A 14,697-nucleotide genomic window follows, 5' to 3' on the forward strand; every position below is an offset into this window, starting at 1 on the left:
AAACAGGGAACAAGATCGTGGCCGTTAAAATCTCCTCTGCGTCAGCCAGTTTCGACGAAGAAATTGACCGTCTGCTCATGAGCAAGCGTGAAATCTCCGAGGATGTTGACCATATCGTGCGCGACATCCTGAAGGATGTAGAGGACCGGGGCGACGAAGCTGTATTGGCATACACTGCGAAGTTCGACCGCCTGAGCGTTGCGTCCATGGATGAGTTGAAGGTCACGGAAGACGAATTGAATGCGGCCGTCGCACAGGTTCCCACAGAAACCTATGATGCCTTGAAACTGGCGTGTGATCGGATCCGCGCTCACCATGAAAAGCAGTTACCGGAAAGCTCCAGTTATATGGATCCGATCGGCGTTGAACTGGGAAGCATCTGGACACCTGTTGAAGCTGTCGGTGTGTATGTGCCGGGCGGTCTGGCCAGTTATCCATCGTCGGTTCTCATGAATGTGGTACCGGCAACAGTTGCGGGCGTGGAACGGATCGTCATGGTTGTTCCAAGCCCCGATGGCGTCCTAAACCCGTTGGTTCTGGCGGCTGCCAAGCTGGCGGGTGTAACGGAAATCTACCGCATTGGCGGGGCCCAAGCTGTGGGCGCGCTGGCGTATGGAACGCAAAGCATTGCCCCGGTCAGCAAGATTGTCGGGCCTGGCAATGCCTTTGTGTCCGCCGCCAAGCGTCGGGTTTTCGGCCGCGTCGGCATTGACATGATTGCAGGTCCTTCCGAAATTCTCGTTGTTGCTGACGAAGGCAATAACCCGGATTGGGTGGCCGTGGACCTGCTGTCTCAGGCCGAGCATGATCCCGTGGCGCAATCCATACTCATCACGGACAGCCCGACCTTGGCCGAAGAAGTGGCTGTGGCCGTGGAAAAGCAGCTGGAAACCTTGCCGCGTGCCGATGTGGCTGGCGAGAGTTGGAAAAATTACGGCGCCATCATCACCGTGGATGACCTTGAAGCCGCCATGGCCTTGTCGAACCGATTTGCGCCTGAGCACCTGGAATTGGCGGTCGAGGATCCCGATGCCCTGTTGCCATTGATGCGCAACGCGGGGGCGATTTTCCTTGGTCGTTACACCCCTGAAGCAATCGGTGACTATGTTGGTGGCTCCAATCATGTGTTGCCAACTGCTCGTTCGGCCAAGTTTTCCTCTGGTCTGTCCGTACTGGAGTTTGTTAAGCGTAGTTCTATATTGCGCTGCAACCCAGACAATCTGGCGCAAATCGGCCCGGCTGCCGTCAAGTTGGCAGAAGCGGAAGGATTGGGCGCACACGCCAAGTCTGTTGCAATACGGTTGAACCGATAGACGAGCACGGCTCGTCTGAGTGGAGCTGAAACACTGATGGATGAAACGGTGCCAACGATTGAAGAGGATGGGAATGAGACCACCCAGCGCCTCGTGGAAGTCGTGCTGGACCCCAATTCCATCCAGCGCGCCAGCAAGGACGTGGAACGCGAACGCAAGGTTGCCATATTTGATCTCGTGGAGGAGAACTACTTCTCCCCCATCGGGGCCCCAGAAGGGCCATATCGGCTGGACCTGGCCATGATCAAACGCCGTCTCGTTTTCATCATTCGAAGCGAAGACGGCGTTGAGTTGACGACGTTGATCCTGTCGCTGACGCCGTTCAAGAAAATCGTTCAGGATTACTTCATGATCTGCGAAAGCTATTATGAAGCAATTCGAACGGCGTCTCCCAGTCAGATCGAAGCCATCGATATGGGCCGGCGCGGGGTGCACAACGAAGGTGCCGGTGTGCTCAAGGAGAGGCTTGATGGCAAGGTGGACGTGGACCATCAAACCTCCCGTCGTCTGTTCACGCTGCTGTGTTCCTTGCATCCGAAGGCGTAGCGCATGGCAGACCCCCTCATTCAGCCGAGTGCTATCTTGTTCATTTGCCGCATGAATGCGGTGCGTTCTCCCATGGCCGAAGCTTTGACCCGCACCTTGTTCCCCAAGCAGATCTATGTGCGCTCCTGTGGTGTTTTTGCCGGGGAGCGGGACCCGTTCGTCGATGCGGTCATGGAAGAAGCGGGCGTGGACATGAGCTTCCATACGCCCAAGACATTTGAAGATCTGGCAGAAGAGGGGTTTGATCTCATCATCACCCTTGCGCCGGAGGCGCATCACATGGCGCTTGATACCACCCGTACTCAAGCCGTGGATGTTGAATACTGGCCCACAATTGACCCGACCATTGTAACTGGAAGTCGTTCTCAGATCATGGAAGCCTATCGTGAAGTGCGGGAGGCACTCAAGATGCGGTTGATGAAACGGCTCAACTGGACAGCGCCACCTTCATCTTGAAGAGAGAAACACGCAGGCAATAGTAAAAAACACAGCTGCAACGCGGACATTGGTAAAAAGAACCTGTGACAACCGCTTAAAATCCGGGTAAAAGAGCGCCCATCCACCTCTGACAATTGAGTGTTTGCGGTTTCCTTTCGGTGGTTAATCCGTTAGGTTCCGCGCAGCTACGAAGAACGATCAGGAATCCTAATGGCAAAAGAAGAAGTCTTGGAATTTCCGGGGGTTGTTACGGAACTCCTTCCGAACGCAACTTTCCGGGTTAAACTTGAAAATGATCATGAGATCATTGCTCATACCGCTGGCCGCATGCGCAAGAACCGCATCCGGGTTCTGGCGGGCGACAAGGTGCTCGTTGAAATGACACCATACGACCTCACCAAGGGTCGAATCACATATCGCTACAAGTAATTGCAAGCGGCCATGGCTTGATCCAAGCCATGCATCATCGGTTTTGAGGAGCAGATATGAGCGAAAAACTTCCGCTCGTTTTAGCGTCTGGGTCACCCCGTCGTTTGGCGCTTTTGCAGCAGATCGGCATTGAACCGGACTATTTGCTTCCTACCGATATTGACGAGACACCGGACCGGGGCGAGAGCCCCCGTGCTCTGGCCATGCGTCTGGCGCGCGAAAAAGCGGCAGCGGCGCGGCTGATGGTGGATCGGGACCCCGACAAGAAAGAAGCGCTCATCCTCGGGTCGGATACCGTGGTGTCCGTGGGGCGGCGCATTCTGCCGAAGCCGGAGAGTACCGAGCAGGCGGAAGCCTGTCTGGCTTTGTTGTCCGGGCGCGTTCATCGCGTCTACACTGGGTTGTGTGTCAACACACCCAAGGGGCAGAACCGCACCAAACTAGTGGAAACCCGTGTCCGGTTTCGTCGTTTGTCCAAGCAGGACATGGCCAACTATCTTGCCTCCGGTGAATGGAGGGGCAAGGCAGGGGGCTATGCCATACAGGGGCTGGCAGGCAGCTTTGTTGCCCGTGTCATAGGTTCTTATTCCTCCGTCGTCGGTCTGCCGCTCTATGAAACGGCAAACCTGTTGCAGGGAAATGGCTACAACACACAGGCAACCTGGGTACAGGCCGGAGTTCCAGCCTAACAGCGCTACTCAGCGCACAAAGCCGCCGATCGTGGTGACATATATCGGTGAGCTGGGAGCGAGCAGGGTTTTCAAGTCGGCCGACACATCGCCGTAAACAACCAGTTGCTGTGGGGTGAGCAGAGCTTCGAACCGGTTCTGGAACTGAACCATGTATTTTTCGAAGTAAACCAGTGCGCTTTCACTGGACTCCACCGTGACAAACATTTGGCAGGTTGTCCCATCCTCCGACAGATACCACACCATGGCCTGCAGGCCGGGTAGAGATTCACGGAAATGGGAGCACATTTCCTGCATGAGGCTCTCAAACGCGGGCTGGTCAAACGCGGTGACCTGACTGGTCAGGATCCATGAAATCTCCGATGTCATTCTTCCTCCCGATGGCAAAGCCGGAGACGGCCGGTGGTAGGCTTCTGCCTTAAGTGCGAGTTTTCCAAAGCTGGGTGGGCCTTGTTGCATCTCGTGTTGGGCTGGCGGATTGCTCTACCTGTTTTATGTGTTAGAGGGTAAACAACCTGCGTAGTGGAAGCAAATGCCCGTGAATTGAGGATATGGCCGTGGCAAAGCAGCATGAAAACAAGGAATGCCCAATCTGCGAAAAGCCAGCTCAGCCGGCGTTCGCCCCGTTTTGTTCCGAGCGATGCAGGAAGGTGGACCTGAATCGGTGGTTGTCAGATAGCTATGCGATTCCTGCCGAGGAGCAGGAGCCGGATTTCGACGACTACGCCGACCAAATGCCCAATCAAATGCGTCACTGATGTTCATTTTTGGCACTAAGTGCGTGTTTCGGTCGTGAGCCTGTTATAAGTCTGGGGGAAGTTGCTCACAGCGCCTCTTGGTGCGCTCCTATGTCTTGTTACCGACATCTATAGCCCGCAAGATATATCTGCATCCTTCGTACTCGCTGTCGGTCACAGCCTGAGCGCCAGCGGGATTCATTGGTAGATGGGGGCTTCTTCCTAATGCGTACTCTTAAAAACATTCTTCTGGGCGGTTTGCCTGTGGTCGCTTTGACCTGTGGTTTGCCGGCCACGGCACTTGCCGATTATTCCCTGACGATCCTGCACCTCAACGATTTTCATTCGCGCATCGAGTCGATCAACAAATACGATTCAACCTGCGGCGCTGACGATGAGGCTGAAGGAAAGTGCTTTGGCGGTATCGCCCGCGTCAAGACCATCCTCGATGACCGCCGCAACGCGCTGGACTCCGAAGGCAAGGCCTTCGTCACGCTTGATGCTGGAGACCAGTTTCAGGGCTCGTTGTTCTACACCACATACAAGGGTGAAGCTGCCGTTGAGTTCATGAATGGTCTGAGCATTGATGCCATGGCCGTTGGCAACCACGAGTTTGACGACGGCCCGGCCGCTTTGGCCCGGTTCATCAAGGCGGCAAATTTCCCCGTTCTGTCCGGCAACATCGATGTCAACAACGAACCCCTGCTCAAAGGCAAGGTTAGTGGCACGCTGATCCTTGAAAAGGATGGCGAGAAGATCGGCATTGTTTCCGCACTGGCCGAAGACACGGATGAAACCTCCTCGCCGGGTGATGGCGTCCGCTTCATCATGGCTGAGGATTATCTGAAAGGCGCGGTTGAGGCTCTGGAAGCTGCGGGCGTCAACAAGATCATTGCCCTGACACATGAAGGGCTGCCAAGAGACCGCCAGATTGCAGCGGCTGTGCCCGGTATTGACATCATCGTTGGCGGGCACTCCCACACCCTTTTGTCCAACACGCAGGAGCGGGCGGAAGGTCCATATCCCGTACTCGTGAAGAACCCTGACGGCGTGGATGTGCCAATTGTACAAGCCTATGCCTATGGCAAGTTTCTCGGCGAGATTGAGGTGACATGGGACGACGACGGCAATGTGATCAAGGCAGAAGGTGAGCCCATTCTGCTTGATGCCTCCGTCATGCCGGATGAGGCGTTTCAGGCTCGTGTCGAAGAGCTTGGAGCTCCAATTGAAGAGTTGAAGTCAAAGGTCATCGGTGCTTCTGCCGCACTGATCAACGGCGACCGTGGGTCCTGCCGGTCCGGTGAATGTGAGATGGGCAACCTGGTTGCTGAAGCCATTCTGGACCGCGTCAAGGATCAGGGCGTTGAAGTTGTCATCCAGAATGGCGGTGGCTTGCGTGCCTCCATTGATGCTGGCGAAGTCACGATGGGCGAAGTGCTCACCGTCCTGCCTTTCCAGAATACGCTGGCTACCTTCCAACTGAAGGGATCCTACATCAAGGAAGCGCTGGAAAATGGCGTTTCCAAAATCGAAGAAGGCGCAGGTCGCTTCCCGCAGGTCGCAGGTATCAAGTACACGTTTGATCCATCCAAACCCGTGGGTGAGCGCATCGTCGCCGTTGAAATGGCCGATGGATCCCCGTTGGAGATGGAAAAGATCTACGGCGTGGCCACCAACAACTACATGCGTGGCGGTGGTGACGGCTACAAGGTATTCGCTGAGCATGGCCTCAATGCGTACGATTACGGCCCCGGCCTGGAAGTCGTTGTGGCGGACTACTTGGCGGAAAAGGGCGACTACCAGCCCTTTATCGATGGCCGGATTACCCAGCAGAAGTAATCTCGGCAACTTGTGATTTGAAGTGGGGCGGGCCGAACGGTCCGCCCTTTGCGTTGGCAGCTCCGAAGTTTGAGCCATATTGGGCACCCGCTTTTAGGAAACGGGAAACCACCTGACGACACCCCATGAAAAGGCAGGGGCAGGCACAGAAACGCAGCCGTGTAAGGTGAGCGCGCACTGTGCAAGTCAAACTGATAAGGGGGCGCTCATGAACGCCGACGAAATCCTGTCCCAAGCCTCTATGCCAATCGCGGCCCCGGCCTATCCCAAGGGGCCGTATCGTTTTATCAATCGAGAGTTTTTCACCGTCATCTATGAAAGCGACCCGGATGCCATCCGCGCAGCGCTACCGGAGCCCTTGGAGCCGGATGGATCAAACACGGTTTTGTTTGAAACCATCCGGATGCCGGATTCTGCGGGATTTGGTGACTACACCGAGGCGGGTCTGGTCATTCCGGCGCTTCATGACGGACAGCCCGTCAACTTCACGCAGCAAATGTTCCTAGACTGCTCACCGCCCATCTACGGTGGACGTGAAATCTGGGGGTTCCCGAAGAAGTTGGGGCACCCTCGGCTGTTTGTCGAAGGGGCTACTTTGACCGGTCATCTGGAATTTGATGGCACGACAATCGCTTTGGCGACCATGGGCTACAAGTACCAACATCTGTTGTATGATGTGGACCACGGTACCAAGTGCCACCCGGATGCGATCTTGAAGAAACTGCAAAAGACGCAAGTGAACCTGAAGATGATCCCTCATGTTGATGGCTCGCTCGCCATTGCCCAACTGGTGGCCTATGAGCTGGCGGACATCACGGTGAAGGGGGCATGGTCAGGGCCGGCGGGGTTGCAGCTGATCCATCACGTAAACGCACCCGTGGCCAGTCTGCCCGTCCGCAAGGTGGTAGGTGGGTTGCATTTCATCACCGACCTGACCCTGCCTTACGGACGGGTTTTGCATGACTACCTGGATTGAGATGGCTGGGTTGCGGTTTGTGCCCACTCCGTCAAAACGCGGTTGAACGCTTCTGGTTCCTCCAGCATGGGCGTGTGTCCGCTCTGAGCCAGCTCCTTGATGGTGAGAGACTTGAAACGCTCTGCCACCGCATCCCAACTCCCGATGGGCGCAATGCTGAAGTCCAGAGTTCCCATCACAAGCAGCGTTGGGCAAGCAACGGCTTGGGCCTTTGTGGCCATGTCGAAGGTTGCAAACACCTGACCCCAGAGTTGGTCAAACAAGGGGGTGTGCAGGGTCAAGCCTTCCCAGAGCCAGCTCTCATCATAAGTGGGATCTGCCCACCGCCGGGCCTGTAAGGCGCAGCATATATGGGCGAACTTGCGGTCTGGATCCTGTTCAATCATGGAGCCCAGTTGCTCAATGTCTTGGGCAAATCGAGCCTTGCGGGCAGCTCCGGCCTCGGCTTCGAACCGGGCCTCGGTCATGGCTTGATGCGTTGCTCCCAGATCGGGGGACAGCCCGACCAGAACCAGCCCCGAAACCTGTTCTGGATATCGGGTTGCGTAGTCAATGGCCATATAGCCGTGTCCGGAATGTCCAAGAATAAGGAAGCGCTGCAGCCCCAGTTGGCCGCGCAGCCATTCCAGATCGTCGCTGATCACAGCGAGCGCGGCATCTTCCTCGGAAACGGGACGATTGGCAGGGGCAAAGCCGCGATGGTCGATGAAATGGAGGCGGAAAGACTGACTCAGTGTCTTCGAGATTGCACGGGCATAGTAGGTGCTGCTGCCAATCACAACGAGGTCGGGCCCTTGGCCTTCGCTTATAACGGAAAAATCAAAGCCATCGCGTTGAAACACGCTGTAAGCTTGCATGCTGTTCACTTTCAAATTTTGCCTATGGGAAAGGATCTCTGATAAATCAGAAAAAGGGGAGGAGAGGTGCGCCGCCGGTGCAGCCTATCGCATGCACAAGCGGTACCATAGTCGGTTGCCATCCCATTGTAAATCGGAAGGAAAACAGCTTGCAGCTGCGCGCAGTCAGGCGCAGCCCATGTGGATAAATCCAGCAATTTGGTTTGATGTTGAAAAACTGACAAGAGGTGCTGGACAGACGCTCTCTGCCTTCCTATAACACGCTCACTTTCGCAGCGCAGTTCCCGCGCTGGAGGAAGCCCGGATAGCTCAGTTGGTAGAGCAGCGGATTGAAAATCCGCGTGTCGGTGGTTCGAATCCGCCTCCGGGCACCACTTTTCCCGCAAAATAATGAAATTCGCAAATCCAGCGCTTGGGTTGGTGCCACAAGTATGCCGCGCTGTGCGAAATTTGTCGCTGGGCGCGAGGTATGGCACCAACGGGCGCGTTGACGTGCATATAGGGCTTTCAGTGCATATGCCCGGCGTGGCTGTGCTGGGTGGCGTTGTTGGCTTCCACCTGCACCGGCATCATCAAATGCCCCTGATCGAACACGATCTCGACTTCAAAACTCTCGCCCTTCGCCAAGGGGCGCGCCAGACCGTCGAGTTGAAGGGCAAGGCCGTTCGGCATCAGGTCCAACTCTCCCTCGGGCTGCACTGGAACTTGAGGTATGGGCACGTAAACAGCTTCGCCTTCCTGCATCTGGAAACCCACCAGTGTCACGGTTTCGGCAATGGCGCTGTGGCCACCCGTCAGATGGACTTCATGATCGCTCTCATTCTTCAGTTCCACGAACACCAGTGCATGGTCGTCGTCAGTTGCACGTGTCCAGGCATGAAGCCCGTGAATGCCGTGGGCAGCGGCCTCGTGTGCTGCATGGTCATTGGCATGGTGGTGGTCACCGGCCAGACTTGCGGTGCTTGTCAGACTTAAAACACCGAGGATAATCAGAATGGAACGTCGCATGGTGAAGAAACCTCCGTCAGGCTCGCAGGTCTGCGAGTACGTTGCGGGACATGGCGAGAAACGCTGGCAACAAGGCCAGCACAACAGTCAGGCTGACGAAACCGGCCACAAGGTGAAGCTCGGCCCAGCCCAGTTGAGCATTTACCAGAATGTCGGTGCGCTGGCTGACAATGCGTGAAATCTGGCCCACCGCAACCCATCCCACCATCAGCCCCGCCAGGGAGCCTGTGGCAATCAGCGTCGCGGCATAGCCCCATACCACGGAGAAGACAAACCGGCGCGGCGCACCCAACGCGCGCAACAAGGCCAGCCGACGTGAGAAAAGCCGTGTCAAAACGATCAGGCCGGTCAGCACACCGGCGGTTACTAGAACTTGCGTGAGCACGGCCATGACGGACATCACCTGACGAATATCGCCCATCACGCTGTGCAACTGTGCCAGCACAGCCCCGGGGAAAAACGCCATCATGTCATCGCGGGTAAACTCGGAGCGCAGCGCATAGTTGGACCAAAGCTCCTGCGCCCGTACCAGTACAGCCGGTGTCCCGGGGAAAAACTCAGGGTCAAACGGTGGCCCCAAGCGGTCACTTGCGTGGGGTGGGTGGCCGTTTGGCAAACCATGCACTTCCCATACCCCTTCCACAGGAACAAGAATGGCCTTGTCCCAAGGGCTGCCCGTGGGCGGCATGCGCCCAACAATGGTGTTGACGTGGCCGTCATGGGCGCCATGTTCGGCGCCATCGCCCACCCCGTGATCAGGGCTGAACTGCGAGCCCAGCGGCAAGGACACCGCAGCCCCTGCCACCGCTTCCGTGCTTGTTTGAAACAGCCTTCCCTCAACCAGGTTTCCAGCCAGATGGGAGATGAATTCGGCCGTTGTACCGACGACGGGCGCCCCGGCATAGCTGTCGCCAAACGCAATTGGGGCCGCCATGTCCACACGGGGGTTGCTGGCCACGTTCTGAAAGCGCGTAGCATCCAGCAGCGGCACGTCAGAGGGGCGCAGATACACCGAGGCGAACAGCATGGTGATTTCACTGCCGGGTGCAGCAACAATCAAGTCGAATTTCTCGGCGGCGCGCGCCGAGCCCTTGCGCAATCCTCTCTCCTGTGCAATCAGCCCGACGCCAATGCCCACCGAAACCGCAATTAACAGGATGAAAACAAGGTTGGTCCAGCGATAACGCCACAACAAGGCGCCAATCAACCCAAACGGCCGGTACCCCTTGCACACCATGCCTCCGACAATGAATGTGGGTGCCAGCAAGGCCAACAGCCAGAGCGTGTCCTGAAAAGTGGGAGGCAGTGCCTGCCATAGATCTGCCATGGTTTCAAACATGGCGCGTCTCCTGCTTCAGTTCGCCGTCCACGACTTGCAACACACGGTCCAACTGGCTCAACAAGGAATCGTCATGGCTCACGACAACCAAGGTGCGTCCTTCGTCTCGCGCCATGCGCGTCAGGTCGGCAATCAGGGTATCGGCCGCGGCACGGTCCAGGCTGGCGGTCGGCTCATCAGCAAGGATGACCTTCGGGTTGTTGGAGAGCGCGCGGGCCACGGCTACACGTTGGCGCTCGCCGCCAGAAAAACTTTCTACTGTACGGCCCAGGTCGGTCAGGCCAAGGCGCTGCAGCAGGGTGCGAGCCGTGTGCCTGATCTGATGCCGTTCCGCAGGGGCGCCAAAGGCGGCGGCCAGACTGGCGTTGTTCAGCGCGCCCAACTCCTCGAAGAGCAGGAAGTCTTGAAAGATCATGCCCATGTACTGGCGGCGAAACCGCGCGCGTGTGTGGTCGTTGAGCGGTGTCAGATCGGTATCGCCCCACACTACTGCGCCGCTCATGCGGGCCTGCAGACCTGCAAGGGCATAAAGCAGGGAGGATTTGCCCGCGCCTGACGGGCCGCGCAGTCCAACGGTCTCGCCCGGCGCGACGTCAAGCTGGCGCGCGCGCACCAGAACGCGTCCGTTGGGGGCATGAACTTCCAGATCTCGAACGTGCAGCGCCAACGACATCGGTGTCACGCCAGATGGAAGGTGGCGTCACTCAGGCGCACTCGGCTCAAGAAGCCCGTGTCCGGGTCCCGGTAGCTGCCCAGTTCGAGTACACCACGGGTAATGATTTTGCGTCGGTAGGAAACAACCGTGTAGGAGCGCTTGGTGTAAACGGCAAGAATATCGTCCGGCCATTCGGCTTCCGTTTCGCAAAAAGGGCAGGTGGCCATGGGCATCTTGGTCAAGACAAAGAATTTGGAATCAGCTTTCAACGGCGGCGCCATGAAACCATCCACCGATACCCGCTGGCCTTCCATGGCTTTGGCAAGGGGGGAAAAGCTCTGGTCCTTGTTGTAGAGCGTACGCAGCTTCAACGTGCCTTCGGCCGCTTCGGCCGCTTCGGCGGCAAAGGCCAGTGGCCCAAAGGGGGTGGCCAGAAGCAGGCTGCCTGTTGCCTGCATGAAATGACGGCGGTTCATTACAAACCTCTCATGCTCGGGGTTGGCACTGGGTAAAGCGCCAGAATGGAAGGCCCGCTTCAGACGGGCCTTCCAGAGGGGTAAGGACTGGGTCCGCTTATTCAGCGGTCGCCGCGTGGTGCATCACGTGGAAGATGTAGTTCTGTTCCACGGTGCCATCGATCAGGTGCGCCCAGGGGCCCTTGGCATAAATGGCCACATCTTCACCGGAATGAGTTTCAGAGCTCATTGGGATCAAGGCCTGCTGGACATAGTCGATGTCCGTGGCTTCCTCTTCGGTGATTTGCGGACGTGTGCCGAACCAATCCTGATCTTCGGTCAAAATTGCGCCGCCACCATTCAGGAAGCCGGCGGTTGTGTAAGGCTTGCCGTCCTGAGCCAGGTTCGGCTCGTCAAGCGCTTCCGTCCCGTTGGGGTTGATCTGGCGGGACAGGCCCAGAATGTTGGAACCGCGACCGGCATAACCTTGAAAGGCAATGGCGTGTTCGTGGTCTGCAGTGACGATGATCAGCGTGTCTTCGTCATTGGTCAGTTCGTCTGCCTTGGCTACAGCTTCAGCAAAGGCCACCCCATCGCGCACGGTGCGGGCCAGATTGCCAGCGTGGTTGGCGTGGTCGACACGGCCAGCCTCAATGGACAGGAAGTAGCCCTTGTCATTGTTTTGAAGTGACTTGATCGCCATTTCTGTCATTTCTGCCAGAGAAGGTTCACCGGTACGGTCTGCCTCATACTTCATGTGGGAGGATTCAAACAGGCCGATAACTGGCGTGCCGTCCAGTGGCAGGTCGGCGGCGGTTGCATCGTCCCAGGCATAGGCAATGCCGAGGGTCTTGGCACGGGCAATCAGGTCTTCTTCATTGCGGCGGCCAGCCTTGCCTTCCTCATCCACGAGACCATCGCGCTTCAAGACGAAATTGCGGCGACCACCGCCCAGGGCGAGATCCAGACGGCCTGCTTCAAATGCATCGAGCATCTGGGTGGCGATGTCTTTCTGGTCGCATCCTTCGGGCAGGTTGCTATCGGCCTCAAAGTTGCGGTCCGCAGAGTGAGCGTAGACGGATGCCGGTGTCGCGTGTGTCAGGCGAGCCGTGGACACGATGCCGACAGACTTGCCCATGGCGCTGTAGATTTCAGAGGCATTGGCAACGCTGGCTGCTTCAGTTGCGGAACAATCACCCCGGTTCAAGGAGGCGTCGACACCCAGAACGCCGGCCTTTGTCTTCACACCGGTGTGCATGGCAGTGCCGGTGCCGGCGGAGTCAGGTGTCTGGGCGTTGGTATTGTAGGTCTTGGCCAGAGCGATGTAAGGGAACGCTTCATGCGGCAAAACATGCTCGTCACCATAACCGCCCTTCTGCTGACCGTCGAACAGCCGGGTCGCATAGTTGGTGCCAACACCGTTACCATCGGCAATCAGGATGATCACGTTCTTGGCCTTGTTGGTGATGGGTTGACGGCCTGCCTTTTTGGCCAGTTCGGCCTGTGCAGCCTGAAACCATTCATTGTCTTGCTGCGGCAGGGCGTCTTGAGCAAAAACGGCAGTGCTGGACAGGGCCAGCGCCAACGCGGAGCTAACGATATGTTTCATCAATCTCTCTCTTCAAGGTGCGAGTGTGAACCGATGCAACAACTACAGATTTCAGATGACATTACATTGACGTAATGAAATAACAAAACCGGATAATTTATTTGAGTTTTTCTGTGTTTATTATAGTTTTTTTAGGAAATTGAGGTCGGTTTATCGTTTAACTTGCCGGAACGGCGGTGTGCCACGAAAGTATAAGGGGATTGGTTTCGCGCTGGCTCTTCTGCCGGCTCCTGCGGTTGCCGCATTTTGCCTGAGGTTTGTTGGGGTGCGTGTTGGAGCTGGCTGGATGGCTTCGGGCTGCTGACACTTGAGACTTCGGGTCTTTCGGAGGCACTCTTTAGGGTCTTGCTGTGTACAATCCTCGATGATCTGCGGCCTCTTTCTCCTCTCAGCTGTCCAGCCAGCCCTGAACCTCGCCTTTCCCTCGTTTGTCCTGCCGGACTTGCTCCGGCCTCCAGATTCACGGGGCCTCGCGGGTGTGCGTAATTGCCGGTCTGGATCCCGGCTGGGGGGCCGGGATGACCTGCGTGGGGAAGGGGCGACGTTGGATCTTGGTCTTATTGTTTTGCGTGAGCATGAGGTCGGTAGGGTTTCGGTCGGACAATTTGCAGAGAGTTCATCGTAGGGCTGCTGGCCCCTTTTATCTTTGCGCCGCGTTGCTGCTGGACCTGATCCTGTTTGCTTTTCGCGGTTCACTTTTGCCCTGTCCTGCCCCGTTTCCCCGAACCTTCCATCGCCTTTTCCCTCGGCTGTTATGCCGGACAAGCGCAGCGCTGATCCGGTATCCAGACTCACGGGGCTTCGCGGGTGCGCGTAATTGCCGGTCTGGATCCCGGCTCGGAGGCCGGGATGACCTGTGTGGGGTAGGGGCGAGGTTGGATCTTGGTCTTATTGTTTTGCGTGAGCGTGAGGGGCGCTCGGCCGGCTCGCTCTAAGTATGCTGGTTCCGCATTCTCCTTTTTTGACGCAGCCCTGAGATCCGCGACCTGCTCGTCCTTCCCCTCGGCTGTCATGTTGGACTTGCTCTGGCCTCCAGATTCACGAGCCTTCTCGGGTGTTCGCAATTGCCGTTCTGGATCCCGGCTCGGGGGCCGGGATGACCTGTGTGGGGGAGGGGCGACGTTAGGTTTTGGTCTTACTGCTTTGCGTGAGCAGGAGGTCTGCAGGGTTTCGGTCGGACAATTTGCAGAGAGTTCGTCGTAGGGCTCTAGCCCTTTTATCTTTGCGCCGCGTTGCTGCTGGATCTGATCCTGTTTGCTCTGCGCGGTTCACTTTTACCCCGTCCTGCCTCGTTGCCCCCGAACCTTCCATCGCCTTTCCCTCGTTTGTCCTGCCGGACGAGCGCAGCGTCGATCCGGCATCCAGATTAGCGGGCCTTCGCGGGTGTGCGTAATTGCTGGTCTGGATCCCGGCTCGGGGGCCGGGATGACATTCGTGGTGTAGGGCGGTGTTTGTTCTTCTTCCCCTCGGCTGTCATGCCGGACAAGCGCAGCGCCGATCCGGTATCCAGATGGGGCGCGGTATGGTTTTGGGCATTTCTGGTTTGTGTCTTGGACTTTTCACAGCGGTTTTGGTTTGATTTTACGTTGGGTTTTTCAGGTTTGTTTGGTTTTATCCTCAGGGTCTTTTGATTGTGTCGTGATAATTTTGCAGAATCGAGTTGACGGATTGAAGATTGTGGGGCTATAACCCGCTCCATCGAGAGCGACGGCGCTGCCGGCGACGGCACGGTTCGCTCTAAATCTTCTCACTGAGATGATACGAGTTTGCGCCCTGTCAATGACAGTTGATGTGGGTTTGCTAGCGT

General features: G+C 57.0%; 16 protein-coding genes and 1 tRNA gene. 9 read left to right on the top strand and 8 right to left on the bottom strand.

Annotated features, from left to right (window positions below):
* Window positions 1-17 precede the first annotated feature (17 nt).
* The 5 genes from hisD (at window position 18) to G512_RS0116765 (ending at window position 3,415) form a co-directional block, all read left to right on the top strand.
* Entirely contained in the window at window positions 18-1,313 is a 1,296-nt protein-coding gene (gene hisD, locus G512_RS0116745) for a histidinol dehydrogenase (protein WP_028482715.1), read from the top strand.
* Between the two features lie 36 nt (window positions 1,314-1,349).
* Window positions 1,350-1,859 (top strand): UPF0262 family protein, encoded by a 510-nt coding sequence (locus tag G512_RS0116750; protein ID WP_051269503.1) that lies wholly within the window; start codon window positions 1,350-1,352, stop codon window positions 1,857-1,859.
* Window positions 1,860-1,862: 3 nt separating this feature from the next.
* Window positions 1,863-2,315 carry an arsenate-mycothiol transferase ArsC gene (locus G512_RS0116755; RefSeq protein WP_028482717.1) on the top strand — a complete coding sequence of 151 codons (453 nt, stop codon included), beginning with the start codon at window positions 1,863-1,865 and terminating at the stop codon, window positions 2,313-2,315.
* 192 nt (window positions 2,316-2,507) lie between these two features.
* Window positions 2,508-2,726, top strand: a complete 219-nt coding sequence (gene infA / locus G512_RS0116760; RefSeq protein WP_028482718.1) for a translation initiation factor IF-1 — start codon at window positions 2,508-2,510, stop codon at window positions 2,724-2,726.
* Window positions 2,727-2,782: 56 nt separating this feature from the next.
* Window positions 2,783-3,415 carry a Maf-like protein gene (locus tag G512_RS0116765; RefSeq protein WP_028482719.1) on the top strand — a complete coding sequence of 211 codons (633 nt, stop codon included), beginning with the start codon at window positions 2,783-2,785 and terminating at the stop codon, window positions 3,413-3,415.
* 9 nt (window positions 3,416-3,424) lie between these two features.
* Here G512_RS0116765 and G512_RS22255 read toward each other — a convergent pair whose 3' ends face one another.
* A complete protein-coding gene (locus tag G512_RS22255; protein WP_051269505.1) occupies window positions 3,425-3,784 on the bottom strand; it encodes a hypothetical protein in 360 nt (119 codons plus the stop codon).
* Window positions 3,785-3,972: 188 nt separating this feature from the next.
* Here G512_RS22255 and yacG point away from each other — a divergent pair, with 188 nt between their 5' ends.
* From yacG to G512_RS0116785, 3 genes are all read left to right on the top strand, one after another.
* Window positions 3,973-4,173 (top strand): DNA gyrase inhibitor YacG, encoded by a 201-nt coding sequence (gene yacG / locus G512_RS21550; protein ID WP_235859972.1) that lies wholly within the window; start codon window positions 3,973-3,975, stop codon window positions 4,171-4,173.
* Window positions 4,174-4,377: 204 nt separating this feature from the next.
* A complete protein-coding gene (locus G512_RS0116780; protein WP_051269507.1) occupies window positions 4,378-5,991 on the top strand; it encodes a bifunctional metallophosphatase/5'-nucleotidase in 1,614 nt (537 codons plus the stop codon).
* A 208-nt stretch (window positions 5,992-6,199) separates the two neighbouring features.
* Complete coding sequence (locus tag G512_RS0116785; protein ID WP_028482721.1) at window positions 6,200-6,967, top strand: acetoacetate decarboxylase; 768 nt, start codon at window positions 6,200-6,202, stop codon at window positions 6,965-6,967.
* On the opposite strand, the gene G512_RS21555 is transcribed toward G512_RS0116785, so the two are convergent.
* Window positions 6,955-7,824: an alpha/beta fold hydrolase gene (locus tag G512_RS21555; RefSeq protein WP_051269509.1), complete on the bottom strand. Its 870-nt coding sequence runs from the start codon at window positions 7,822-7,824 to the stop codon at window positions 6,955-6,957. The two genes, G512_RS0116785 and G512_RS21555, sit on opposite strands and share 13 nt — an antisense overlap.
* Window positions 7,825-8,122: 298 nt before the next feature.
* Here G512_RS21555 and G512_RS0116800 point away from each other — a divergent pair.
* Window positions 8,123-8,198, top strand: a tRNA-Phe gene (locus G512_RS0116800).
* A gap of 133 nt (window positions 8,199-8,331) precedes the next feature.
* On the opposite strand, the gene G512_RS0116805 is transcribed toward G512_RS0116800, so the two are convergent.
* The 6 genes from G512_RS0116805 to G512_RS22870 form a co-directional block, all read right to left on the bottom strand.
* Complete coding sequence (locus G512_RS0116805; RefSeq protein WP_028482723.1) at window positions 8,332-8,832, bottom strand: copper chaperone PCu(A)C; 501 nt, start codon at window positions 8,830-8,832, stop codon at window positions 8,332-8,334.
* Window positions 8,833-8,848: 16 nt separating this feature from the next.
* Complete coding sequence (locus G512_RS0116810; protein WP_081657521.1) at window positions 8,849-10,171, bottom strand: FtsX-like permease family protein; 1,323 nt, start codon at window positions 10,169-10,171, stop codon at window positions 8,849-8,851.
* Window positions 10,164-10,844 carry an ABC transporter ATP-binding protein gene (locus G512_RS0116815; protein ID WP_028482725.1) on the bottom strand — a complete coding sequence of 227 codons (681 nt, stop codon included), beginning with the start codon at window positions 10,842-10,844 and terminating at the stop codon, window positions 10,164-10,166. The genes G512_RS0116810 and G512_RS0116815 overlap by 8 nt, the downstream gene beginning before the upstream one ends.
* A gap of 5 nt (window positions 10,845-10,849) precedes the next feature.
* Window positions 10,850-11,302 carry a hypothetical protein gene (locus G512_RS0116820; protein WP_028482726.1) on the bottom strand — a complete coding sequence of 151 codons (453 nt, stop codon included), beginning with the start codon at window positions 11,300-11,302 and terminating at the stop codon, window positions 10,850-10,852.
* Window positions 11,303-11,399: 97 nt separating this feature from the next.
* Entirely contained in the window at window positions 11,400-12,890 is a 1,491-nt protein-coding gene (locus G512_RS0116825; RefSeq protein ID WP_028482727.1) for an alkaline phosphatase, read from the bottom strand.
* A gap of 1,595 nt (window positions 12,891-14,485) precedes the next feature.
* A partial coding sequence (locus G512_RS22870; protein ID WP_208975045.1) for a hypothetical protein occupies window positions 14,486-14,697 on the bottom strand: 212 nt, incomplete at its 5' end.

The sequence above is a fragment of the Pseudovibrio exalbescens DSM 16456 genome, assembly GCF_000422785.1.
In the GTDB taxonomy this organism is placed as follows: Bacteria; Pseudomonadota; Alphaproteobacteria; order Rhizobiales; family Stappiaceae; genus Pseudovibrio; species Pseudovibrio exalbescens.